The sequence below is a fragment of the Paenibacillus sp. J22P277 genome, from assembly GCF_059383675.1.
Map to the genome: position 1 here is coordinate 508550 of NZ_JBXENS010000003.1, position 24114 is coordinate 532663.

The 24114-nt window shown below is 60.8% G+C and carries 21 protein-coding genes; 7 read left to right on the forward strand and 14 right to left on the reverse strand.

Features of this window, described 5'->3' with window-relative positions; genetic code table 11:
• Window positions 1-23 precede the first annotated feature (23 nt).
• The 12 genes from AC50YL_RS11310 to fabF all read right to left on the reverse strand — a co-directional run bounded on the left by AC50YL_RS11310 (window position 24) and on the right by fabF (window position 16392).
• On the reverse strand, window positions 24-2783 hold the full coding sequence (locus AC50YL_RS11310) for a PBP1A family penicillin-binding protein (protein ID WP_494831957.1): 2760 nt from the start codon (window positions 2781-2783) through the stop codon (window positions 24-26).
• Window positions 2784-2992: 209 nt separating this feature from the next.
• Window positions 2993-3232 (reverse strand): RNA chaperone Hfq, encoded by a 240-nt coding sequence (hfq, locus tag AC50YL_RS11315; protein WP_090635997.1) that lies wholly within the window; start codon window positions 3230-3232, stop codon window positions 2993-2995.
• Complete coding sequence (gene miaA / locus AC50YL_RS11320) at window positions 3229-4236, reverse strand: tRNA (adenosine(37)-N6)-dimethylallyltransferase MiaA (protein WP_494831959.1); 1008 nt, start codon at window positions 4234-4236, stop codon at window positions 3229-3231. Before miaA ends, hfq begins: the two co-directional genes overlap by 4 nt.
• Window positions 4233-5003: a class I SAM-dependent methyltransferase gene (locus AC50YL_RS11325; protein ID WP_494831961.1), complete on the reverse strand. Its 771-nt coding sequence runs from the start codon at window positions 5001-5003 to the stop codon at window positions 4233-4235. The genes miaA and AC50YL_RS11325 overlap by 4 nt, the downstream gene beginning before the upstream one ends.
• The gene (mutL, locus tag AC50YL_RS11330; protein ID WP_494831963.1) at window positions 5000-7273 is read right to left on the reverse strand and encodes a DNA mismatch repair endonuclease MutL; all 2274 of its coding nucleotides are present in this window, start codon (window positions 7271-7273) and stop codon (window positions 5000-5002) included. Before mutL ends, AC50YL_RS11325 begins: the two co-directional genes overlap by 4 nt.
• A 92-nt stretch (window positions 7274-7365) precedes the next feature.
• Window positions 7366-10155, reverse strand: a complete 2790-nt coding sequence (gene mutS / locus AC50YL_RS11335) for a DNA mismatch repair protein MutS (protein ID WP_494831965.1) — start codon at window positions 10153-10155, stop codon at window positions 7366-7368.
• A 90-nt stretch (window positions 10156-10245) separates the two neighbouring features.
• Complete coding sequence (locus AC50YL_RS11340) at window positions 10246-11646, reverse strand: putative amidoligase domain-containing protein (RefSeq protein ID WP_494831967.1); 1401 nt, start codon at window positions 11644-11646, stop codon at window positions 10246-10248.
• 140 nt (window positions 11647-11786) lie between these two features.
• Complete coding sequence (locus AC50YL_RS11345; RefSeq protein WP_161742009.1) at window positions 11787-12341, reverse strand: outer spore coat protein CotE; 555 nt, start codon at window positions 12339-12341, stop codon at window positions 11787-11789.
• Between the two features lie 22 nt (window positions 12342-12363).
• Window positions 12364-12762: a hypothetical protein gene (locus AC50YL_RS11350; RefSeq protein ID WP_494831969.1), complete on the reverse strand. Its 399-nt coding sequence runs from the start codon at window positions 12760-12762 to the stop codon at window positions 12364-12366.
• A gap of 87 nt (window positions 12763-12849) precedes the next feature.
• Entirely contained in the window at window positions 12850-13977 is a 1128-nt protein-coding gene (locus AC50YL_RS11355; RefSeq protein ID WP_494831970.1) for a YncE family protein, read from the reverse strand.
• A gap of 105 nt (window positions 13978-14082) precedes the next feature.
• Complete coding sequence (locus AC50YL_RS11360; RefSeq protein ID WP_494831971.1) at window positions 14083-15075, reverse strand: aromatic acid exporter family protein; 993 nt, start codon at window positions 15073-15075, stop codon at window positions 14083-14085.
• Between the two features lie 75 nt (window positions 15076-15150).
• Window positions 15151-16392 carry a beta-ketoacyl-ACP synthase II gene (fabF, locus tag AC50YL_RS11365; RefSeq protein ID WP_494831973.1) on the reverse strand — a complete coding sequence of 414 codons (1242 nt, stop codon included), beginning with the start codon at window positions 16390-16392 and terminating at the stop codon, window positions 15151-15153.
• 125 nt (window positions 16393-16517) lie between these two features.
• Here fabF and AC50YL_RS11370 point away from each other — a divergent pair, with 125 nt between their 5' ends.
• Window positions 16518-17369, forward strand: coding sequence for a helix-turn-helix transcriptional regulator (locus tag AC50YL_RS11370; protein WP_494831975.1), 852 nt, complete (start codon window positions 16518-16520; stop codon window positions 17367-17369).
• A gap of 111 nt (window positions 17370-17480) precedes the next feature.
• Here the strand turns inward: AC50YL_RS11370 and AC50YL_RS11375 are convergent, their stop codons facing one another.
• Window positions 17481-18998: a carboxypeptidase M32 gene (locus tag AC50YL_RS11375; RefSeq protein WP_494831977.1), complete on the reverse strand. Its 1518-nt coding sequence runs from the start codon at window positions 18996-18998 to the stop codon at window positions 17481-17483.
• Between the two features lie 118 nt (window positions 18999-19116).
• Between AC50YL_RS11375 and AC50YL_RS11380 the strand changes: the two genes are divergently transcribed.
• On the forward strand, window positions 19117-19440 hold the full coding sequence (locus AC50YL_RS11380; protein WP_494831979.1) for an iron-sulfur cluster biosynthesis family protein: 324 nt from the start codon (window positions 19117-19119) through the stop codon (window positions 19438-19440).
• Window positions 19441-19533: 93 nt separating this feature from the next.
• Complete coding sequence (locus AC50YL_RS11385) at window positions 19534-20091, forward strand: beta-class carbonic anhydrase (RefSeq protein ID WP_494832546.1); 558 nt, start codon at window positions 19534-19536, stop codon at window positions 20089-20091.
• A gap of 115 nt (window positions 20092-20206) precedes the next feature.
• Here the strand turns inward: AC50YL_RS11385 and AC50YL_RS11390 are convergent, their stop codons facing one another.
• On the reverse strand, window positions 20207-20737 hold the full coding sequence (locus AC50YL_RS11390; RefSeq protein WP_494831981.1) for a DUF309 domain-containing protein: 531 nt from the start codon (window positions 20735-20737) through the stop codon (window positions 20207-20209).
• Between the two features lie 131 nt (window positions 20738-20868).
• On the opposite strand from AC50YL_RS11390, the gene AC50YL_RS11395 reads away from it, so the two are divergent.
• The 4 genes from AC50YL_RS11395 to ytxJ all read left to right on the forward strand — a co-directional run bounded on the left by AC50YL_RS11395 (window position 20869) and on the right by ytxJ (window position 24105).
• On the forward strand, window positions 20869-21303 hold the full coding sequence (locus AC50YL_RS11395; RefSeq protein ID WP_494831983.1) for a hypothetical protein: 435 nt from the start codon (window positions 20869-20871) through the stop codon (window positions 21301-21303).
• Window positions 21304-21305: 2 nt separating this feature from the next.
• A complete protein-coding gene (locus AC50YL_RS11400) occupies window positions 21306-21584 on the forward strand; it encodes a YxcD family protein (protein ID WP_494831985.1) in 279 nt (92 codons plus the stop codon).
• Window positions 21585-21735: 151 nt separating this feature from the next.
• Window positions 21736-23661, forward strand: coding sequence for a glycosyl hydrolase family 18 protein (locus AC50YL_RS11405; RefSeq protein ID WP_494831986.1), 1926 nt, complete (start codon window positions 21736-21738; stop codon window positions 23659-23661).
• A gap of 96 nt (window positions 23662-23757) precedes the next feature.
• Window positions 23758-24105: a bacillithiol system redox-active protein YtxJ gene (ytxJ, locus tag AC50YL_RS11410; RefSeq protein WP_494831988.1), complete on the forward strand. Its 348-nt coding sequence runs from the start codon at window positions 23758-23760 to the stop codon at window positions 24103-24105.
• Window positions 24106-24114 lie beyond the last annotated feature (9 nt).

The following is a 24114-nucleotide window of genomic DNA, read 5'->3' on the forward strand; positions in this document are numbered from 1 at the left end:
TTATCTTATACGGGTCGGCCGCCTCAAGGATTCGAATCGGGAACGCCGGAATTCAGCGGCAAAACGTTGTTTCCGTTATTGCCGCCGGATCCGTTGCCGGAACCCGTATTCGTTCCATCAGCGTTATCCCCGGCGCTCGTGCCGTCGCCGGTTCCTGCGCCGTTATCGCCGTCAGGAGGCGCGGTAACGCCGTTGCCCGGCGTTTGCCCGCCGTTGTCCGGCGTTTGACCGCCGTTAGCCGGCGTTTGACTGCCGTTGCCCGGCGTTTGATTGCCGTTGCCCGGCGATTGATCGCCGTTGCCTGGCGTTTGACCGCCATCTCCCGGCGTCTGCCCGCCGTTATCCGGCGTGCCGCCGCCATCGTCCGGCGTGCCGCCGCCATCGTCCGGCGGTGTTCCGCCATCGTCCGGCGGCGTTCCCCCATTGTCCGGTCCGCCCGGTCCGTCGTCCGGCGGGTTCTCGTCGCCTCCGCCGTTATCGCCGCCGTCGTTGCCGTTTTCGTCACCCGGCGTACCCCCGTTATCCGGATTCGAGGGATCCGCGGGATCCAACTCGGCTTCGGGAATATCGACCTTCACGGTGCTTGACGGCGTACCTTCCATTTCTTTCGCCGGATCGTATGCCGTCACGTAATATTCGTAACTTAAACCCGGCGCGATCGCCATATCGTCCACGCCCGTCGTCGTCAAGGAGTCGAATGCCTTCGCAAACTCCGCTTCGCCCGTCGCTTTGCGGTAGATGCGGTACTGCATGCCTTGGCCATCGACCGGCGACCATGCCAGCTGAACGGCGGCCTTCTGCTCGTTATAAACGGCGCTGAAGTTCGCGATGCCGACCGGCGGTTTCTCTTCGTGCTCCTCGGCCGGTTTCGTGAAGCTGCCCTTCGCCACGCCCTTCATCGCTTCGCCCATGACCTTCCCGAACATCGCGGCGGACTGCTCGCTGCTTTTCTTGATCATGTGATCCTTATCGGTACGATCATACCCCATCCAGACGACGGCTGTCCATTCGGGCGTATAGCCCGCGAACCAAGCATCGCGGTTATAGCCGTTGCTTAGGCCCTTAATCCCGTTCTGCGTCGTTCCGGTTTTGCCGGCGACCGGACGGTCGATGCGCGCATTGACTCCGGTGCCGCCCTTCTCCAACACGCCCTGCAGGACGTCCGTCAAGTAAGCGGCCGTCGCAGGCTTCATCACCTGCTCGGCTGCGGGCGCGCTATAGGTATAGACCGGCTCATCCGCTTGGTCGGTGATTTTGACCAGCGCATGGGGATCGACGGTTTTCCCGCCGTTCGCGAAGGCGCTATAGGCTTTCGCCATCTGGAACGGCGTTACGCCGTACGTCAGACCGCCGAGTCCGATCGCAAGGTTACGGTCTTTCGCGCTGTCCAGCTCGAAGCCGAGGTCCTTGGCGAAATCCAGGCCTGCCTTCACCCCGATCTGATTCAGCAGCCACACGGCCGAGGCGTTGCGGGATTCCTTGATCGATTGCCGCATGCTGACGGGTCCGATGTATTTGACCTTGTTGGAGTCGGACGGGCAGTACGAACCGTAACACGTCTTCACGTCCTGCAGCGTCGACCACGGGAACCAATCCCCGGAATCGATCGCAGGCCCGTAGACCGCGATCGGCTTGAACGACGAGCCCGGCTGCCGCGGCACCAACACGCGGTTCAAGCCTTTGTTCACGTAATCCCGGCCGCCGACGAGACCTTGGATCTCGCCGTTCCTGTGATCCACGATGATCATCGCGGCTTGTTCCTTCTGTTCGTCGACGCTTTTCTCGAAGTTGCCGTCGTCTTCGAATTCCTTCTCCATCACCGATTGCGCCTGCGTGTTCAGCGTCGTGTAGATCTTGTAGCCGGCGATGCGGAGCTGCTCTTCCGTGATGCCGCTGACCTTCTCGGCCTCGTCGATGACGTAATCCACGAAAGCCTGGTACGTCTCGGTCGATTTGGAATGCTCCACCGGCTTGTAATCGACGGCTTTGGCTTGATCCATCTCTTCCTTCGTGATGTAGCCCTGATCGAACATCAGCTGCAGCACGACGGATCGCCGTTCCTTCGATTTGTCCGGATTGTTGATCGGATTGTAGGTGGACGGCGCTTTGGGAATCGCCGCGAGCGTCGCGACCTGCCAGAGCTTCAAATCTTTCAGTTCGGCGTTAAAATAATAGTCCGCGGCGGCTTTCACCCCGTAGGCGCCCTTGCCGAAATAAATCCGGTTCAGGTACATCGTGATAATCTCGTCTTTGGTCATTTTGTGCTCGATCGCGACGGCGATGGAGGCTTCCGTCGCTTTCCGGAAAAACGTCTTGTCCTGCGTGAGGAATAAGTTCTTGGCGAGCTGCTGCGTGATCGTGCTTCCGCCCTCGACGGCGCTGCGGGCGACGACGTCCTTGGCGAGCGCGCGGCCGATCGACCAGAGATCGATGCCGGAATGCTTCTCGAACCGCTGGTCCTCCGTCGCGATGACGGCATCCCGCATCTGCTCGGGGATGTCGGCGAAATCCACGTTCTCGCGGTTCGCGCCGAGCTTCACGACCTCTTTCCCTTTGTCGTCGTAGATCGTGGAGGCTTCGGGAAGAATGAATTTATCTTGATTGTCGGCGAGTATCCGCTCCCCGTTCAGTATGATCAGCATATATCCGATGATGCCGCAAACGACGGCGATGGCCGCGGTAAAGAACAACCAGACCGCGAGTTTGCGCTTGTTGCGTTTCTTTTTTACCTTCCCTTTCTTCTCTTTCGTGCTGCCTTTCTTGCTGCGTGGTCCTTCTGCCATGAGCCAGGTTCCCCTCCAATTCGAATCGCGAGTCAGCCGCTTCTCTCTATTTATACCCTATATGTGTAAACGGCAACGGATGGACTGAAACTTGAAAATCCTTCAAATTAAAGAGCAGCCCCGCACGTGCGCAAGGCTGCTCTTTCGTGCCGATATCCAATTAAACGATGCGTGTAAGGAAAAGGTTTCAAAACATCCCAGCCGACTCCTTAAGCTTCGTTGTCCTGAACCTGCATAAGCGATACGTTGCGCTGCGGGGTAAACGTCGAGATGGCATGCTTGTACACCATTTGTTGGCGGCCTTCGCTATCGATGACGATCGTAAAGTTGTCGAATGCCTTAATGACACCGCGGATCTGGAAACCGTTCGTCAGGTACACGGTCACCGGCACGCTGTCTTTGCGAAGTTGATTCAGAAACGTATCCTGAATGTTGATAGATTTGTTCATTGCGCGTTACCCCCATCGTCAAAAGGTTGGTTAAAAGTATATTCAAGTTCTATCCTAAACTTTCCTGCTATTATAGCATGTATTGCTTGCAAATTCTTGTTAAAATTTTCACCTGCATCGATCCAAATAATGTCTTTCATATGCCTGAACCAGGACAGCTGCCGCTTGGCAAAATGACGCGTATCGCGCTTCAGGAGCTCGATCGCCTCGGCTAGCGTAAGATGCCCCTGCACGTATAGCGCGATCTCCTTGTAGCCCAAGCCGTGCATGGAAACGGCGTCGGCCGGGATGCCTCGGTCCAGCAGCCCGCGAACTTCCTCGACGAGCCCTTCCTCGATCATCTTGTCGACCCGCTCGTTGATGCGGGCGTAGAGCACGGCGCGGTCCATCGTCAAACCGATAATACACAGTTCGAACGGCGACGTTTTTTTCTGTCCTTCCTGCTGCTCGGTGAAGGTCATGCCCGTCAGGCGATGCACCTCGAGCGCCCGGATGACGCGCCGTTGATCGTTCGGATGGAGGCGCTCCGCGGCTTCCGGGTCGACCGCTCGCAGCTTGTCATGGAGCGCCTCCGCGCCGTTATCCAGCGCGTACCGGGCCATTTCTTCGCGGAACGCATCGTCGGATCCGACTTCGGCGAAGTCGTAGCCGTAAGCCACGGACTCCACGTACAGACCGGTCCCGCCGACGATGAACGGCAGCTTGCCGCGCCGCCCGATCTCCGGGATCAGCGCCGCGCAGCGATCTTGGAACTCCGCGACGCTGAAAGGATGCAGGGGATCGCTAATATCGATCAGATGATGAGGAACGCCTTCTTGCTCCTCCGGCTTGATCTTGGCCGTGCCGATGTCCATGCCCTTGTACACTTGTATGGAATCGCCGGAGATGATCTCGGCGTTCCAGGCTTTGGCGATGTCCAGGCTCATCCGCGTCTTGCCGACCGCGGTCGGCCCGACCAGCACGAGCAGCTTCGGTTTCGCGGGCGCTTGGAATGCTGGACTCATGATGGAATAATCACTCCGTATGCGATTTTGTTGCGGTGCCGGCGCTCGAAGCCGAGCCGTTCGAATTCGCCGCTGCCGCCGTGCTCCTTGAGCACGACGCGTTTGCGGGCGACGCGGACCGCTTGGCGGACCGATTCCTCCCCGAGCGCCGAGCCGTTGGCCAGTCCTCTCAAAGGCGCGAGAGCCGACGAGTCGTGAAGCGGATGGCGGAACATGGGGTCGAAATACACGATGTCGACGCTCTTGTCGGGCTGAGCGCGCAGATACGCGAGATGATCGGCGCACCGCATCCGGATGCGGCGCAGCGCGTCGTTCACGTCCTCGTGCTCCGTATGGTACGTTCGCAACCCTTCGCGTACGACCGTGTACAGCATGCGCTCGCTCTCCAGCGCGGTGACCGTGCCTTCTGGCCCGACCGCATAAGAGAATACGAGGGCGTCCGATCCCAGGCCGGCGGTGCAGTCGACCACCGAGTCGCCCGGGCGGCAGTCGGCGAGCGCGATCAACGGATCGCGTTCTCCTTTGCGCATCCGCTTCACGCGGACGTAAGCCATGCTGGGATGAAAATACAACGGCTCCTCCGATTCCTCATAATAGCGCAGTCCACGATCGTCTGCAACAAGGAGGCGGGCGTCCGCGTATTTGTGCCGCAGCAGCTGGAGGGAATCCTGCTTCCGCGGCACGAAGCGGCCGCCGAGCTCTTCCGCGATCGCCTCCGCGTATGCCGTCTGCCCGGACGTTGGCTTCTGCGGCGTGGTGACGATCATGACATCACCCGCTTGAACATTTTCTCCAACTGGTACGTCGTCATATGGACGACGATCGGCCGGCCGTGCGGGCAAGTATAGGGCTGCGAGCACGATCCGAGCCGGCGCAGCAGGCCTTCGCCTTCTTCGCGGGTCAGCCTATCGTTCGCTTTGATCGACGCCTTGCACGAGCACATGATCGCCGACTTCTCCCGCAGCTTGCCGATATCGACGGAGCCGCGCTCCTGCAGCAGCCACTCCGCCATCTCTTCGATGACGTCCCCTTCCTCGCCCGCGGGCAGCCATTCCGGATAAGCTCTCACGAGGAACGTATTGGCGCCGAACGGCTCCAGCTCGACGCCCGCTTCCTCCAGCAGATGCAGCTTGCCCCGCAAGGCCCCGGCCTCGGTCGCCGTGAATTCCAGCGTCAGCGGCACGAGCAGCTGCTGGCTCGCCTGCTCCGGACGGCCGAATTTATCCAAATAATACTCGTAGTTGATCCGTTCGTGGGCCGCATGCTGGTCGATGAGGAAGAGCCCCTCCTCGTTCTGGGCGACGATGTACGTGCCGTGCAGCTGCCCGATCCAATATAGCTCGGGGAAAGCCGGAGTCGCCGGAACCGGCGAATGGGTCTCGGAAGCGGACGCGCCGCCGGACGTCCTCGCGGCGGCGTCTGTCCGGTACTCGGCTTCGGGCTCTCTGAAGAGACCCGCTGCCGATGCCTGTGCATCAGATTTCATGGGCTCATCCGAAATCACAGAACTACCGTTGCTTGCCTGCATCTCCCCTGCAGCCGATAAACCGCCGGCGGCATCTCGCTCCGCGTCGTCCGAATGCGCGGATGATACAGCGCCGCTACCCGCGCGATCCGCATCGCGCCACGGCTCCCGCTGCGAAGAAGGCGGCGCGTACAGCCGTTCCGTCGCATCCCGCGGAATGGCCGTCTTCTCGGCATTGGACCATGCCGAAGCAGGGGAGTTCGAGCTGCGCGGCGCGTTCTCCCACGGCTTAGCCGCTGCATGGCCGCCGAAGCTCTGCTCCGCTTTGTCCAGCGCGGCGGCCACTTCCGAGGCGGACAAGCCCCGTCCGGGAGCGGCTTGACCCGAGCCGAACGTACCGCCGGACGGTTGACTGGACTCGGTCCGACCGCGATTGATCCCCGTTTCTTCTTGAAGCATCCGTCTCGCCGCGGACATCTCCATGCCCGGTCCCTGCACCGGCTCCGGCTGATGGAACGAGATCCGGTCCTGGACGAACGCCGGTTTCGACCGTTCGGCAGGCTCGGCGGGGCCCGGAATATGGCGCTGCTTGCCGAGCGCGCGCCGGATCGCGTCCTCGACGAATTCGCGCAGCTCCGCCTCTTTGCTGAAGCGAACCTCCATCTTGGACGGATGCACGTTTACGTCCAGCAAGGACGGATGCATGCCGAGCTCCAGCACCGCAAGCGGAAACCGGTTGATCGGCAGCAGCGTATGGTAAGCCTGCATCATCGCCTGGTTCAGGACGAAGCTCTTGATATAGCGTCCATTCACGACGATGGTGATGCCATTGCGGTTGGAGCGCGTCTGCTCCGGCTTCGAGATGCAGCCGCGCAGCTCGTAGTCCGGATGCTCGCCCTCCACGGGCAGCATCGCTTTCGCAGTCGCCGAGCCGTAAATGGCGGCGAACGTCTGAAGCCGGTCGCCGCTGCCGAGCGTGCGCAGCAGCGTGCTGCCGTTATGCTTGAGCGTGAAGGCGATGCCGGGATGCGCCAGCGCCAGACGGTTCACGTAATCGGCGATATGGCCGGTCTCCGTTTGAATGGTCTTCATGTACTTAAGTCGCGCGGGGGTGTTATAGAAAAGCTCCCGCACGGTGACGTCCGTGCCTTGGGGCGCATTCGTCTCTTCGTTCGCCGCGATCGTGCCGCCCTCGATGACCAGCCTGCGGCCGAGGCCGCCGTTGTCCGGCGCGGAGATGCACGTTACCTTGGCGACCGCCGCGATGCTCGGCAGCGCTTCGCCGCGGAAGCCGAGGCTGGCGATGCGAAACAAATCCTTGCTCGATGCTATCTTGCTTGTCGCGTGGCGATAAAACGCCGTCTCGATATCGTCCCCGTCGATGCCGCTGCCGTTATCCGTGACGCGGATCAGCGACAAGCCGCCTTCCTCGATGACGATGTCGATCGTGGAGCTGCCGGCGTCCACGGCGTTCTCGACCAGCTCCTTGACGACGGAGGATGGCCGCTCCACGACCTCGCCCGCGGCGATCTGGTTGGCCAGCTGCTCGTCCAATATGCGGATTTTGCTCATGTAGCCGAACCCTCCTTACTTTCTTGATCGATATGTTGCCGGCATTAGAACGGGCAAGCACGCAAGCATGCATGACCCGGTTCGACCTGCCGCTATTCGTTTAGTTTCAGCTTCATCTCGTTCAGCCACTGCATCGCCTGCATCGGCGTCAGGTTGAACAGATCGAGCTTGCGCAGCTGGTCGGCCAGCTGCTCCGCGCGCGGGCTGGCCTTGCGCGCTTTGCCGGTCTCCGCGGCCGCGGCTGCCGGTGCCGGCTCCTCGAAGATCGAGAGCTGCACGACGCCGGCTGCGGCGGGCGGCGCGGACGTCACCTTCTCGATTGCCGGGGCGCCATAGGCGGCCGCCGTCTCGGCAGCGCCGGCGGTTGCACTGGCCAGCTGTGCCAAATCTCCCGTGCGGCCCGCCGCCTTCCCGCCGCCGTTGAACGCGGCTGCTGCTCCGGATTCAAGCGCAGCACGCATATACGGCAGTTCTGCCGTGGCCGCGGCGGTCTCGTGCTGTTCATGCAAGTCGAGCAGCGAATAGGCGCGCTCGATGATGCTTCCCGGCAGCCCGGCAAGCTGCGCGCAGTAGATGCCGTAGCTGCTGCCCGCCGCGCCCGGCACCAGTTTGCGCAGGAACGTGACATTGTCGCCCGTCTCCTGTACCGCCATGCATGCGTTCGCAAGATGCGGCAGCGTGTCGCCGAGATGCGCCAGCTCGTGGAAATGCGTCGAGACGAGCGCCTTGCAGCCCACTTCGTGATGAACATATTCGATGACCGCCTGCGCGATCGCCATCCCCTCGCCCGTCGACGTTCCCCGGCCGAGCTCGTCGATGATGACCAGGCTTTGCGCGGTCGCTTTCTCCGTCATGACCTGGATGTCCTTCATCTCCACCATGAACGTGCTCTGCCCGCCGATCAGGTCGTCCGCGGCGCCGATGCGCGTGAAGATCCGGTCGACGAGCGGCACTTCCGCCTGCTTGGCCGGAACGAAGCAGCCGATCTGCGCCATGATGCTGATCAGCGCCACCTGGCGCATGTACGTGCTTTTGCCGGCCATGTTCGGTCCGGTGATCAGCAGCATGGAGGAACCTTCCTTCACCAGCTTCGTCTCGTTCGCGATAAAGGCCGCGCCGTCCATGACCGCTTCCACGACGGGATGGCGGCCTTCCGCGGCGACGAAATCGTAGCCTTCCGTCACAATCGGCTTCACGTAGCGCCGCTCCCCGCTCACCGTGGCGAGCGATTGGTACACGTCCAGCGCGGCGATCACCTCGGCCAGCTTCTGCAGCCGGTGCAGATGCGCGGTCAGATGATCGCGCAGCTCGACGAACTTGGCGTATTCCAGATCGACCATCTTGTCCTCGGCTTCCAGGATGAGCGTCTCCTTCTCCTTGAGCTCCGGCGTGACGTAACGTTCCGCGTTCGTAAGCGTCTGCTTCCGTTCGTAACGGCCCTCGGGCAAGCTGCCGATGTTCGCCTTGGACACTTCCAGGTAATAGCCGAACACTTTGTTGTACCCGATCTTGAGCGACTTGATCCCGGTCGCTTCCCGTTCCTTGCGCTCCAGCTCGGCCAGCCATTTCTTCCCGTTGACGCTGGCTTCGCGCAGCTCATCGAGATACGCATCGTAGCCCGCCCGGATCAACCCGCCCTCGCGCACGGAAACCGGCGGCTCGTCCACGATGACCGTCCCGATCATCCCCGCCAGGTCGGAGCAGTCGTCCAAGCCGGCGACCAGCTTGCGCAGCGTGGCCGAATCCGATTCCGCGCACAGCGCCGTCAGCGCCGGGACGTGCTGCAGCGACGTCTTCAGCGCATTGAGGTCGCGCCCGTTGGCGCTGCCGTACGCGACTCTGCCCACGAGACGCTCCAGATCGTAGATTTCGCTCAGCTCGCCGCGCAGCTCGTCCCGAAGAATGAAGCTGAGGTACAGCTGCTCGACTGCTTCCAGCCGTTCGTCGATCTGCGCTTTGGACAGCAGCGGCTTGTCGATCCACCTGCGAAGCAAGCGCGCGCCCATCGACGTGCGCGTGCGGTCGAGCAGCCACAGCAGCGAGCCCTTCTTGCTGCGGTCGCGCACCGTTTCCGTCAATTCCAGGTTGCGGCGCGTGAACGGATCCAAGATCATGAACTGATTCGGCTCGTAGACCGAAATCCGGCGTACATGGCCGAGCGAACGCTTCTGCGTCTCGTCGAGGTAGCCCGTGAGCAGGCTGACCGCCCGGTGCCTGGCCGGTGCCAGGGACTCCAGCTCCAGCTGGCCGAATTGCCGCCGAAGCAGGTCGTCGTCCATCGGCTCGCGGTCCGTGAACAGCACGGGCCGGTTCCAGCCCGAAGCCGCCGCGCGCAGCCGTTCGAGGACGGCGGCATCGCCGACGATCTCCGACGGATGGTACACGTTGATCTCGTCCGCCAGCGATTCCGCCGCCGCGGCAAAGGAAGTCACGTACAGCTCGCCGGTCGTCAGGTCGCAGGCGGCGACGCCGTAATTGTCGCCCAGCTCCGACACGGAGACGATGAAATTGTTCGCTTTCTCCGCGAGCGACTTCGATTCCATGACGGTGCCCGGCGTCACGACGCGGATGATTTCGCGGCGAACGACGCCTTTGGCCGCGGACGGGTCCTCGACCTGCTCGCATATCGCCACCTTGAAACCTTTCTCTATCAATCTTGCTATGTATCCTTCAGCCGAATGGTACGGCACGCCGCACATCGGAATTTTCTTCTCGCCGCCGCCCTCGCGGCCGGTCAGCGTAATCTCCAGCTCGCGGGACGCGTTGATGGCGTCATCGAAGAACATTTCGTAGAAATCGCCGAGCCGGAAGAAGAGAATCGCGTCCCGCGCGCCTTCCTTGATGGCCAAATATTGTTGGATCATGGGGGTGTATGCAGTCATGCGGCCCCTCCTATATCGATTAATCGTGCGTTAAACACCAGAGCTCCATTATAGCAGAAAAGCGCCCCCTCTTGGAGCGCTCCCGCAAGTCTATCGGCTTACCCGCCATTTCGTTCGAATATCCGCCTCGGCATCCCAGGTCCGCCCCGCGCGGATCGCCGCCAGCAGCGGCTCGATCCACCGGGCCAGCTCCGCGTAAGACCGGGTGCCCGCCATCGACGCGGCGAGCCGGTCGAGGCAGCCGGCCAGCGCCTCGCGGTCCCCCGCATAATAGGCCGCAAGATAAAGCTCGTCCTCGGACGGCAAATACGCCAGCGAACCGCTCTCCTTGGCGCACAGCAGCGCCAGCGCGAAGGCGCCCTTCGCGGCGAGCGGCGAAGCGAGCCAGCTCGGCAGCGTCCGGTACTCGAAGCCGCCGTACGGCTGCAGCCGGAAATCGCCGAGCGCGCCGTAGCGCGGCCGCCTCGCCCGCTCGGCCGGCGATTCGATCATCGCGAGCGGAAACGCGACGTAGCTGTCAAGCTGGCGCAGCAGCCTGCCGGTCAACGGCACGCCGCTCAGATGCAGATGGCCGCCGAGCGAGAAGCCCGCGGCCGGCATGCCCCCCGCCGCCCAGCGCAGCGGCGGCCGGTCCGGGATAAGCAGCGCGGCCCGGCGCAGCAGCATGCGCAGATTGCGCGCCAGGCCTTCGGGCGTCGGGGACGGCGCCGGGCGCAGCTCGGCGATCGGGTATTTGACCTGCCCGCCGACCATGACCGCGTCGCAGCCGGCGCCGTGTCCGCCTTCGAGGTACCGCGCCGCGGACACGACCTTGCCTCCGTCCGTTAGCAGCAGAAACTCGGGATCGGCGCCAAGGAGTATGGACGGCTCGGCTTCGGTTCGGCCGGACTCGTACTGCGCGAGCAGCTGTCGGGCCAAGCCGTTCGCCGCATCGCGCCATATGCCGCGCAAGTAATCCGTCTCTTCCGGCAGCCGGAGCCCGGCAACGGCGCATTTCCCGTCGCCGTCCTCCGCCAATTCGACGATTCCGTTGTCCAGCCCGCAGGCGTACAAAGCGCGCGCCGCCAGCCGGACGAGCGGACGGTAACGGGCATCCTGCTCCGGCACCGAATTCGGCTCCGCCTGCGGCTCTGACGACGGCCGGTTCGGGCGCAAGGCTCGTCCCTTGACGCCGGTCTTCTCGACCGCGAGCGGCAGCAGGTGAAACAACGATACCGCGTACCGCCGCGTGCCCGGTTGATCCGGCGCTTGAACGGCAGCGCCCGCGCGCCGCAGCCGCCGAACGACGTCCTGCCGGCTCCAGCCGGCGAACGCGGACGCGCCGGCATTCAGGACGAGCGTTCGCCGGTCCCCCAGCCGCTCGGCTAACGCCGCGCCGGAAGCGCCCGCTCCGAGCAAGACGGCATCGCAGCCGTCCGGCTCGGCGCCGTCATCCCCCGCCGTCTGCCGGCCCGCGCACAGGCGATAAGCTTTTCCATCCCATAACCACACGCTGCCCGCCACCGGCCAACACTCCGTCCGTTTCGAAAATAACCGCGAATGATTGTATTTCGGGAAAAAAAAGAGGGCTCTCGCCCTCGAATCTTTCCCTGCCCGCGCATACGATACATCAGACCAGTAACCCGCGAGAATTACAGTTCGTCGTCGAGCAGTTCCGGATCCAAATCTTCGAAATCTCCGTCGTCTCCGTACTCGAAATCTTTGCCGTCGTCGTTGCCGCCCGGCAGCGTCGCAACCCATATTTTCGTCTCGGCGATCAGCTCGACCGCGAATTCGCGCTCCACGCGAATGACGACGCCCGAACCGCTGGACGAAATATTGGCTTCGATGCAATTTGGCTCCTGCGTCGATTCCGCGGACACTTCCTCGGTCGAAGCCCGGTGCTTCGGATCGAGATAGGAAAGCGGCACGTGTTCGACGTAAGAAAGCGTTTCTTTAGCTACGTCGGTTTGCGAGTTTTTGTTGTAAGAATACCAAATGTTGATATCGTAAGTACCGATAACCTCGATCCCGTCCCCTGAACGGACCGCCTCGTATTGATGGTTAATAATCCATGCGCCCAAAATGCTCGTGGGATGATGGGGCGGCGTAACGTTGTGGGTTACTGTGGAAAACTTACGACCTTTTCCGCAGACAGCTTTGGTAATGATTTCTCTAGCCTTAAGCTGTTTATCTGCATAAGCCATCGATCTAACCTCCTCCATACAATCATTCAATTAAAGTGTATGCAGGACATAGGCGTTTGTTGATTAAACTAAGAAGAACAAATAGATATTGTTCTTTGAATGCCGGAACTTCCGGATAGAACGGGAATCGATTGCGCGCACGGCGGCCCGGAAGCGAGGATTCGGCCTCGGCAATCGGCCGTTCGCGAAACTTGCGCGGTCGGACGTCTCCTTCCGGCTGAAGTGAAACGGCGGCCGCTGCCGGACCGCCGTTTTCGTGTTCCCGACTATTATATTGTATGGTTCGACGCTTGTTTCGATGACTCCCGGCCGCTCGATCATGCCGTTTTCCTTGCGGCAGCGGCAGATTCAGAACAAGAGGATCTCCGGACGGATCGCGGGCGTTCGTCGCCGGCAATCTCTCGAATTCCGTCATCGTCATCAATACGGCCGCCAACGCCGTGCTCATGGAAATCACGACCGTGGGCAGACCGGTTTCCGTCGCGTTTACGCCGGACGGCGCCGTTGCCTATGTATCCACGCAGCTCAATGACGCGATCGCCGTCATCGACGTCGCAGCCGGCACGGTGACGGGTACGCTTCCCGCGGGTCTATCCTCGCGCGCGATCGCGGTCACGCCGACGGCGATGCCGAACGGCGCGACGCCGGCCAATATCGTCGTCACGATCATGTCGGACGCCGTATCGATGACCGTGACGGAATCGCTGTTCTGGCTGACGACGTACGCGCGGCTGCCATCGGGCAGAAACGCGACCGCGATCGGCAGAAGCGCGTCCGGCAAAGGAATGCTGCCGATGACGGAATTGGACTGCGTCGAGATGATGGATATGGCATTCAGTCCGCTCTCCGCGACGTAGACGCGCAGGCCGTCCGGCGTCACGGCCAACCCGAAGGGCCTGCTGCCGGCGTCAAGCTGAATGTCCGTCAACAATACATTGGCGACCGTGTCGATGACCGAGACGGTGTCGTTCCCCAAATTGCCCGTGTAGGCAAATAGACTATCGGGCGTAACGGCGATCCCCGCCGGCGTGCTCCCGGGCGTCAACGCGATGGAACCAGATGCGGTATTGGAGGCCGTGTCCACGACCGCGACGGAATCGGAGCCGAAATTCGCGACGTACGCGCGCGTTCCGTCCGACGTGATCCCGACCGCGATCGGACCGCTTCCCGCGGGCAAGGCGACCGTCGCCGCGATCGTATTGGCTTCCGTATTAACGACCGTTACCGTATCCTGGCTATTGTTGGCGTTGTACGCAAACAATAGCCGCCCGACGCGGGACATTTCCCCCGTCAAGTCGCGCGCGGCAATAACGGTACCGCCGGCGCCGATTTGGGTCACCGCCACGGACACGTTATCGCCCGCCAGTCCGCTCGTGACGACCCGCACGCCGAAGACGTCGAGATCGGCCGGGAGATCCACGAGCGAAAACGTGCTCTCCTGCGTGTTAAAAGGAAACAAATGAACCAGATAGACCTCGTAGATGATCGGATTGCTGAACCCTGCCGAAGCGGAAGCGACGGTATACGCTTGGATGGAAGCGATCGCGTTGTCCCGCCCGCCGTTCATGAGCCGGATCACGAGATTCGTCGTGCGCGGCGAACGATTTTCGATGGGGCCGGTATCGTAAACTGGCATGAGCATCCCCCTTTGAAACATGTCATATATGTCATTATATGCATGCGTTCAAGAGGAGGTTTGGACATCTTCCCCGTTGCGGCCGAAGCCGGCGGCTTCTTGGCGTTATGCGGGTTCATTTTCGGCCGCGGCCAATGGGCCGCTCTTCTGCTTCTTCAGCCGTTTCGCGATCGCCAAGTAGCGCTTCAAATCCTGCAGCAGCAGGAAAAGCGCGGCCCGCATTTCGAATTCCTCGCGCGTAACGGGCAGCGGCATGATTTTGAACCGCGCTTCCAGCTGCTTGATCATGTCCTCCACGCCGCCCTCGTAGACGGCCGATTTGACGTCGCCGGACAAATGGTCGAACAATTCGGCGGCGTACTCGCCTTGCGGCAGCGATTCGTAGACGAACGACAGATGGGACAGCATTTGTCCGATCGCTTCCAGCTGCAGCTGTCGCATATCGAAGTAGCGCGACCAATACCGGCTGTCTCCGCCGCCGTGCGCCCAGATCCGGTTCTCGCGGTTGATCTCCGCGCGGCGGCTTCCTTCTTCGATGGCATGGCCGGCGTCCAGCAGCTCCTGCCCGTCCCAGACGAGCGCCGGCGCGCGGAGCGTTTGGGCCAGCTTGCGGAAAATCTCCGCGAAGTTCTCCTCCGTCGCGTGACGAAGCTCGAGCAGCTTATGGTCGTCCTTCGGCATATAAACCAAATTAATGACCGTCGCCCAGCCGAGGCCCGTGAGCAGCAGCATGATCTCGTTGCCGATCAGCCCGAGGGTCACTTCCTCGCGCGCATAGACGTGGAAGACGATGACGGCGCTCGTCGCGATGCCGTCCTTCAAGCCGGCCCGCGACAGGACCGGAATCGTCAACAGGATAAAGATCGAGATCGTCCACAGGTGAAAGCCGAGCGTCAGAAACAGCAGCGACGCGAATGCCAGTCCAAGCACGGAAGCGGCGATGCGGATAATGGCGCTCTTCAAGCCGCGCATCCGCGTCACCTCGACGCCGAGAATGGCAAGCAATCCGGCGGACAGCGCCGGATTCAGCCCCAGATAGTATGCGGTGTACAATGCGCCGAGCGCGGCTATCGCGGTTTTGATCACTCGAATTCCCATGCGCTTCTCCTAGATAAAAAGCCGGGGACGCAACCGCCCCGGCTTGGTTTGTTCTTCCTATGGTACCGCTCACGCTTACGGCGAGTCAACCGATTTCAAGACGATGACGGCATTATGGCCGCCGAAGCCGAATGAATTGCTGACGCCGATGGAGAGCTTCGCCTGCCTGGCCGCGAGCGGCACGTAATCCAGATCGCATTCGGGATCCGGATTCTCCAGATTGATCGTCGGCGGGATAAGCCCCTCCTGCAGGCTCTTTACCAGCGCGATGGCCTGCGTGCCGCCGGCTGCGCCGAGCATATGGCCGGTCATCGATTTCACTGCCGTCACCGGGACGTCGTAAGCCCGCTCGCCGAAGAGCCGCTTGATCGCCCGCGTCTCCGACAAATCGCCGAGCTCCGTGCTGGTCGCGTGCGCGAAAATCACGTCCACTTGCTCCGTGCCGATGCCCGCTTCCTTGAGCGCGGCCTTCATGGCGAGGAAAGGACCGTAGCCTTCCGGATGCGTCGCTACCATATGATACGCGTCGGAGCTGGCCCCGTAGCCGATAACCTCCGCGTACGTCCGCGCGTTCCGCTTGCGGGCATGCGACTCGGATTCCAGGACGACGATGCCGGCTCCCTCCGCCATGACGAATCCGTCGCGTCCGCCGTCGAACGGCCGGCTGGCCTTGGTCGGCTCGTCGTTGCGTCCGGACAATGCCGTCGCGTTGCTGAAGCTCGCCAGCGAAATTTCGTTGACGGCCGCTTCCGTGCCGCCGGCGATGACAACGTCGGCCAATCCGTAACGGATCAGACGGAACGCCTCGCCGATCGACGTATTGCCGATGGAGCAGGCCGTTACCGGGGCCATCGTAGGGCCGTGCAGCCCGAAACGGATGCTGATCATCGCCGCCGCCATGTTGGCGATCATCATCGGGACGAGCGTCGGGCTGACGCGATCGGGGCCGCGTTCCTGAAGTACCGCGTCTTGGGCAAGCAGCGTATCCAATCCGCCGATGCCCGAGCCGACATAGACGCCTACGCGCTCGGCGTCGATGGAATCGGCATTGAGCCCTGCATCAGTCCAGGCTTGATCCGCGGCCGCCAGGGCAAACTGGCAGAAGCGGTCCATGCGCCGCGCTTCCTTTCTCCCGAACAGAGCCTCGGCATCGAAATCCTTGACGAGTCCCGCGATGCGGGTTTTGTGCCGCGCCGGATCGAACCGATCGATCGGTCCGACGCCGGACGCTCCCCGCTTCAAAGCCTCCCAGTAACCTTCCACCGTGTTTCCGAGCGGGGAAACGGTCCCCATGCCCGTGATGAATACTTTCTCCATTGCCGACTTCCTCCTTCTACTTGCCTTGTGGTGCTATGTTGACATACATGTTATCCTATTACAAGTTGTCAATTATCCTAGTATAATGACTACCACATTATGATTCGGTCCAAAGGAGCTTTGCAATGAACCAGCCCACGAGATTGAAAGCCCTCTCCAGCTTCCTCATGGCGCAGCGCGCCAAGCTGTCGCCGCAGGATGCCGGATTGACTCCCGGGACGCGCCGAAGAACGCCGGGATTGCGCCGTGAGGAGGTCGCCCAGCTGGCAGGCGTCAGCCCGACGTGGTACACCTGGCTGGAGCAGGGGCGCGATATCAAAGTGTCCGCTTCCGTGCTGGAAGCCGTGTCCTCCGCGCTGCGCCTCGATGCCGACGAGCGGAAATACCTGTTCGCGCTCGCCTTGGAGTCCGGCGCCGGCTTCTCATCGCTGCGCGAAGACACGGCCGGCATCAGCCCGCCGCTGCGCCGCATCCTGGACGAGCTGCAGACCTGCCCGACGATCATCTCGGACCGGCACTGCCATATCGTCGGCTGGAACGAAGCGGCTTCCCACGTGTTCATGGATTTCGAGCGCATACCGGCAGAGAAGCGCAACATGATCGCGCTGCTGTTTGAACGCAAGGAATTCCGCCGTCTGGCCGGCAACTGGGAGCATTTCATCAGCGGATTTCTGGCGATCTTCCGCGCTTACTACGGACAGTACGTCGACGACGACTGGTACGAGACGTTTCTCCGCGACATGACCGCCGCCTATCCCGATTTCAATCCGCTGTGGGAGAAAAGCCGGGTCAGCGCGGCCCCCGAGGTGCTGATCGAATTCCGGCATGCCAGGGCGGGCAAAATGCTGTTCCATCTCACCTCCCTGCAGCTCCAGGGCAATTCGGACCTGCGCTGCAGCATCTACACGCCGGATCCCGATTCCCCGACGGAGACGAAGCTTAGGCAGCTGATGGAGAAAGGAAAGTCGCCGCAATAAAAGGTTGGTCCGCTCGGTAAACAGCATGTCCCCGCCAGAATGGAAATACCCAAACGAAAAAGGCCGCCTTCGCCCGTACGGCGAAAGCGGCCTTGCTGCTGCGGTTGACGATTACAGCTTGTAAATGGCGGTGTATTTCTTCTTCAGATACGCGACTAGGTAATCCGGGTCGAGCGGCTTGCCCGTAATGCCCTCGATCAGCTCGGACGGCGTTCTGAGCTTGCCGTACTGATAGACTTTGTCCGTCAGCCAGGCTTTGATCGGATGCAGATCGCCCTTCTCGACCAGCTCCCAGAAATTCGGCAGCTCGCGCTCGAGCGTATCCGTAAATTGCGCCGCGTACATGTTGCCGAGCGAATACGAAGGGAAGTAGCCGAACGCCCCGCCGGACCAGTGAACGTCCTGCAAAACGCCTTCGCCGTCATGCTGCGGCTCGATGCCGAGGTATTCCTTGTACTTCGCGTTCCACAGCGCGGGCAGCTCGGAAGCCTTCACGCCTTCGTTGAAGATCTGCTTCTCGATCTCGTAGCGGATGATGATGTGCAGGTTGTACGTCAGTTCGTCCGCTTCGATCCGGATCAGCGACGGCTGCACGACGTTGGTCGCGCGGTAGAAATCTTCCACGGACACGTCCAGCTGCCCCGGGAAATGTCGCTGCAAATCGCCGTAATAACGGCTCCAGAAGCTCATCGAGCGGCCGATCACGTTCTCCCAGAACCGCGACTGCGACTCGTGGATGCCCATCGACGTCCCCGTCGCGAGCGTCGTGCCGACCAGATCCTGGCGGATATTTTGTTCATACAGCGCATGTCCGCCTTCGTGAATCGTGCCGAACAGCGCGCTGGTCACGTCATCCGTCAAGTAACGCGTCGTAATCCGCACGTCGCCCGGATTGAGGCCCGTCGCGAACGGATGCGCGCTCTCGTCCAGACGTCCGGCTCCGAAATCGAAGCCCATCTGCTCAAGTATGAACAGACTGAACTTCTTCTGCGCGTCCTTCTCGTAGGTTTGCTCCAGGAAGCCGGTTTCCGGCTGATGCGGGGAGTCGGCGATCGCCGCGGACAGCGGAACGAGCTTCTCGCGCAAGCCGCCGAACACCCGGTCCAGCTGCTCTGTCGTCATGCCGGGCTCGTACATATCGAGCAGCGTATCGTAGCGCGTGCCCTTGACGCCCCACAAATCGATGAATTGATTCGTATAGGTGATGATTTTGTCCAAATACGGCTCGAACGACGCATAATCGCTGCTTTTCTTCGCTTCTTCCCACATGGACTCCGCCTGCGAGGTCAGCACGACGTATTCCTGGTACAGCTTTGGCGGAATCTTAACGCTGCGGTCGTACTCCTTGCGCGTTTCCTTCACGAGCCTTTGGTGTACGTCGTTCAATTCCGCGTATGTAGCCGGCTCCTCAAGCGACGTCAGCCATTCGCCCAGCTCCGGCGCCGTGGACAGCTTGAACATCTGCCCGGACAAATTGCCGATGGCCTCGGAACGGACTTCCATCCCCTTGCGCGGCGCTCCCGTGCGCAAATCCCAATACAAGACGCCCAGCGCTTCTTCGTAGCTCTTGATAAGACCGATTCGCTCCGTAAACCGTTGAAGGACTCCGTTTTCTTGCTTAGTCGTCATTCCGATCATCGCCTTTCCGCGCATGTTATCGTACTGCTACTTGATCATACTTTTTGCAAACCGTATAATCAACTTTAATCCTGATTCAAATGGCGTACAAGCGGAAGGAGTCCTGATCATGCATTTTACCTTTACATCGAACGCCGCGGAACGATTGCGCGAGCCGCTTGCCGAAGGCGACAAAAGCCTGAAGCTGCTTTACGACACGGAGGGCTGCGGCTGCGTCATGAACGGCGTGCCTACGCTGGCCCTCGTCCGCGAACCGGATCCGAACGACAAACTCGGAGAAGGGACGCCCTACCCGGTATGGTACGAGCCGAATTACGAGGTGTTCTTCGAGCCCGAGCTCAAGATCGACTATAACGCGTCGCGCAACGCTTTCGTCCTGAAGAGCGACAGCCAGATTTATACCGCGAATTTGCGCCTGCTGAAGTTGAATTGAACGCCTGCGGTCCGCCAGGACGGGCCAAGAAGAAAACAGACATACATGCGGCAATGCATGGGAGGAGGAGCTCGCTTGAGTACAGTTGAAAACATGCTAGCCTTTAATGCGCAGTTCGTGGAGAATCGCGATTACGAGCAATACCGGACCACGAAGTTCCCCGACAAAAAAGTCGCCATCGTCACCTGCATGGATGCGCGCCTGACCGAGCTGCTCCCCAAAGCGCTCAATCTGCGCAATGGCGATGCCAAAATCATCAAGAACGCCGGCGCGATCGTCACCCAACCTTTCGGCAACATCATGCGCAGCATCCTCGTCGCCGTTTACGAACTCGGCGCCGAGGAAGTCCTCGTCATCGGCCATCATGAGTGCGGCATGACGGGCTTGAATTCGGAGCTCGTGATCCAGCACATGCTGGAGCGCGGCGTATCGCAGGAAACGATCCGGACCCTCAGCAATTCAGGCATGCACCTGGAGCGTTGGCTGACCGGTTTCGATAACGTGCAGGACAGCGTCGAGCGAAGCGTGGGCATCATCAAGAACCACCCGCTGCTGCCGCCCGGCACGCCGGTGCACGGCATGATCATCCATCCGACCACGGGCAAGCTGGACGTCGTCGTCGACGGTTACAAGCAAGAGGTATCCGCGTAAAACAAGAAAGCTTCGCTTTGCACGGGTTGCATCGTCACCGTGCGAAGCGAAGCTTTTTTTTCATTATATTAAGGAAGTCATCGCCGCGCTTGCGACAAGTATGGCGAGCGGGCCGTCAATCGGCCAGCCGTCTCTTCTTCGCCTCCGCGGCAGCCGCCCTAGCGGCAATGACCTCGCTGCGATCCCGGCGCGCATGCCGGTGAATCAGCGCCTCGTCCGTTCCGCTCGGCGCCCCCCATGCATGGCCGTTCGCCGCGGCAGCCGCCTTCAGCCGTTCGAGCAGCAGGCCGTCCTCCAGCGGAAGGTTCAGATCGGCGAACGGCTCGGAGCGCTCGATGGCGGCCATCACGCTGTCCAGCATGGCCATCAACACTCCGCCATCGAGGCCCAGCTCCTCCAGCTGCCGCGCGGCCAGCCGGTTGCGGGATTGGCGCAACATCATCGCGGCACCCCGCCGATTGCCCCGGCGGTAATGGTAGGATCCGACCGCCAGCTGAATCAGGCCGACCCACGCATCCCCGAAGCCGTCTCCGGCATGGTCCTTCCAATATTCCTCCAGCAGCTCATGGCATTCAAAATAGTCTCTCGTGGCGTGAAACTCGTATAGAAAAGACTCGTAAGCCTCCGGATACCGGCCGTTTTTCATCGCAATCCCCCGTTTTCGCCAACGTCTTCTAGAATGAAGAATGAAAACTGAAACCTTTGATTATATTAAACGTAAATGTACCAAGGCGCAATAAGTCTAGACGAAGCAGAATAACAGGAGGAGACTTGCAGATGAAGAAGGGGATTTTAGTATTGATGGCGTTCGCGCTGTTCTTCGCGTTCAGCGCAAGCGCCGCAGACGCCAAACCGCGCGGGGGCGGAATCAAATCATCGCCGAGGCAGAGCTACACGCCGGCGCCATCCAAGCCCGCGGATAATATCAACAAGAGCACTTCCGGCACCGGAACCACGAAAGCCGGCACGACGACGAACGCGAACCGCGGTTTCTTCAGCGGAGGCAGCTTCATGAAAGGACTCATGATCGGCGGCCTGGCAGGCTTGATGTTCGGCGGCTTGTTCGGCAACATGGGCTTCTTCGGCAACATCGTCGGCCTGCTCGTCAACGTCTTGGCCATCTACGTCATCATTATGGCCATCAGCGGCATCGTGCGCTACTTCCGAAACCGTAAACGGCCGGCCCACCCCGGCAACCGGAAACCCTACTAATCATGCGTCTCTATACGGACGAGATCATTAATGCCGTTTGCCTCCATATGGCAGAACGCAGAGGCGTCTCGCCTACGGATGTCGAAGTTCAGCTGTCCTGGGAGGAACAATACGGCTTTACCGCCGAAGTGTGGGTGAATGGCCGGAGCCAGTATTTGATCGAAGCCAATTTGCTGGAAGCGATCGAACAGTATCTCTACAAACAGTATCAGCTCCGCAAATTCCGCTCGCAGATCACGCTGGACGCGGACGAGGAGTTCTGGGCCGACATCGAGGATTAATGTAATCGCGAATGAAGGGCGCAGCTTTCGGGCTGCCCCTTTTTTTGCGTTCGCAGAAGACTTTATTATCGAAATTTGTCGAATTGTCGCAACCGCGCCCCCTCTTTTGCGTCTAACGGTATACGTCTGGAGAGGAGTGTTGTATACGCATATGCCACACCGCATCAAATGGACCGCCATACTTGCCGTTGCCCTGGCTTTTCAAGCCGGTTTGCCGACGTTCGGCGTTTCGGAAGCGCACGCCGCCTCCGGCACCGCGAATTACCGCGTCTATCAGAACGATAAAGCCATCCGGGATTTCGCCGCCAGCGCGAGCGCGATCAGCTACGCCAAGTCGTTCGCTTATGCCCATGTCGAGAAAATCACCGGCCGCGCGTGGGTCTGGGACAATTGGCCGCGGTATAAAGTTTACGAGAACGGCGTCTCGTCCCCGGGGCGCGAATTCAAAACGCTGCAGGAAGCCGAGCAATTCGCCAACAAAACCCGCTTCTCCCAGATCCGCGACTTGGAAGCTCCGGGCTTCGTTGAAAGCGTTTTTCCGAACTTCCGCATGTATCAGGGCGACAAATCGCTTGCCGCTTGGTCGTTCGCCACGCTCGCGGATGCCAAACAAGCTGCCAAGTCGTTCGCGGGCGTGCATATCATGGATTTGTCCAGCAATCAATGGGTATGGGACAATATTTCGGATGCCCAAGCAGCCGCGCAGCGCCAGGCTTCTCCGAAGTACAGCTTGCTCAAGGACGGCGCGCCGATTGGCGACAAGTCGTACGGCTTCCTGCTCGACGCCGTCCGCGCCTCTGCCGGAAAGCCGGGCAGCACCGTCGTCAATACGCGGACGAACCAGGTGATACATAGCAATATTCCTGCGTTCGCGGTCTATCAATCGGGCAAGGCGCTCGGCTACTACTTCAGCATTTACAGCGCCATCGCGTATGCCAAAACCTTATCCGGTTCGACCGTCGTGAAGGACGGCGCAGCCTGGTGGACGAACATGCCCTACTTGACCGTTTTGCAAGGGGACAAGCCGCTCAGGACCTTCCATACCCGGAAGAGCGCGGTTCAATATGCCGCCCAGTATCAGGACGCCGTCGTCAAAACGGCGGACGGACGGGCTGTCTGGAGCAACGCGAAAAAGCTGCTGTATCTCGGCTGGAACGGCACCTCGAGCACGACGACGGTGCTGGATCAGCTCAGCCGGACGCAGGGCTTGGATATCGATTCCCCGTCCTGGTTCGAGCTTGCGGACGCGAACGGCACGATAACGGACGGTTCCGATCCCGCGCTCGTCGAAGCGCTTTCCCCATCCGGCATCAAGCTTATCCCTCTAGTCAGCAACCAGTTCGACAGTAAGCTGACCAGCGCGTTTCTGCGCAGCGCGGCGGCGAAGACGAGATTCATCACGAATCTGGTCGCCAAACTGTCCACGCTGCATGTCACTGGCGTCAATGTCGATTTCGAAGGTCTCGCGGGCGGCGACCGCGCCTTGTACACGGATTTCATCCGGTCGCTCGCGTCCGCTGCCCATAAAGCCGGGCTCACCGTGTCCGTGGACTTGCCGCGCGGCGACGTGCTGTGGGATGCCCAGACGGCTTACGATCAAGCCGCGCTGGCAGGCATCGTCGACATGATCATGATGATGGCCTACGATCAGCACTGGGAAGGCGGCGACGATGCCGGCTCCGTCGCGGAGCTTGCTTGGGTAGAGGAGGGCGTCAAGCAATTTCTGGCGTACGGAATTCCCCGCGGCAAGCTGATGCTCGGCATCCCGTTCTACGCGCGCGAATGGCGCATCGACGGCTCCGGCAAGCTGATCGACAGCCAAGCCATCATCATGCGCAACCTTGCCGATCTGATCCAAACCACCGGAGCCAAAGGCGCCTACGATTCCGTTTCCGGCCAAATGAAATACACGTATAGCGGCCACGACGGCTACACGCACGTCTTTTGGGCGGAAACGCCGGATACGGTGAAAGCGCGGCTCGCGATCGCCAAGAAGTACGACTTGGCCGGGGTTGCCGCGTGGCGGCTCGGCTTCGAGCAGGCCGATTTGTGGAACGCGCTGCTGCTGCAGAAATAACGGCGGTTAGGACGAGTGGTGTTCCGGCAATCGAATATGGTATGATGTGAGCAAGAGGTACTGTAACTCATTTCATAACAGTTAGGAGAATGCACCATGTCGCAACAATACAAGGAAATTACGTCCATCGAAGAATGGAACGCCGCGCTGGAAGGTTCCGCCTCCCGACCGCTGCTCGTCTTCAAGCACAGCACGACCTGCCCGGTGAGCGCGAACGCGTACGGCGAGTTCTCGAACTACCTGAACAGCGACGCGGCATCCGCCGACACGGACTACGTGCTCGTGAAAGTCATCGAGTCCCGTCCCGTCTCCAACCAAATCGCCGAGGACATCTCCGTCAAGCATGAATCGCCTCAGGTCATTCTCGTCAAAGACAAAGCGAAATATTGGACGGCGTCGCACTGGTCCATTACGGAAGCGCATATGAATGCGGTCATGAACTAACCTTCTCCT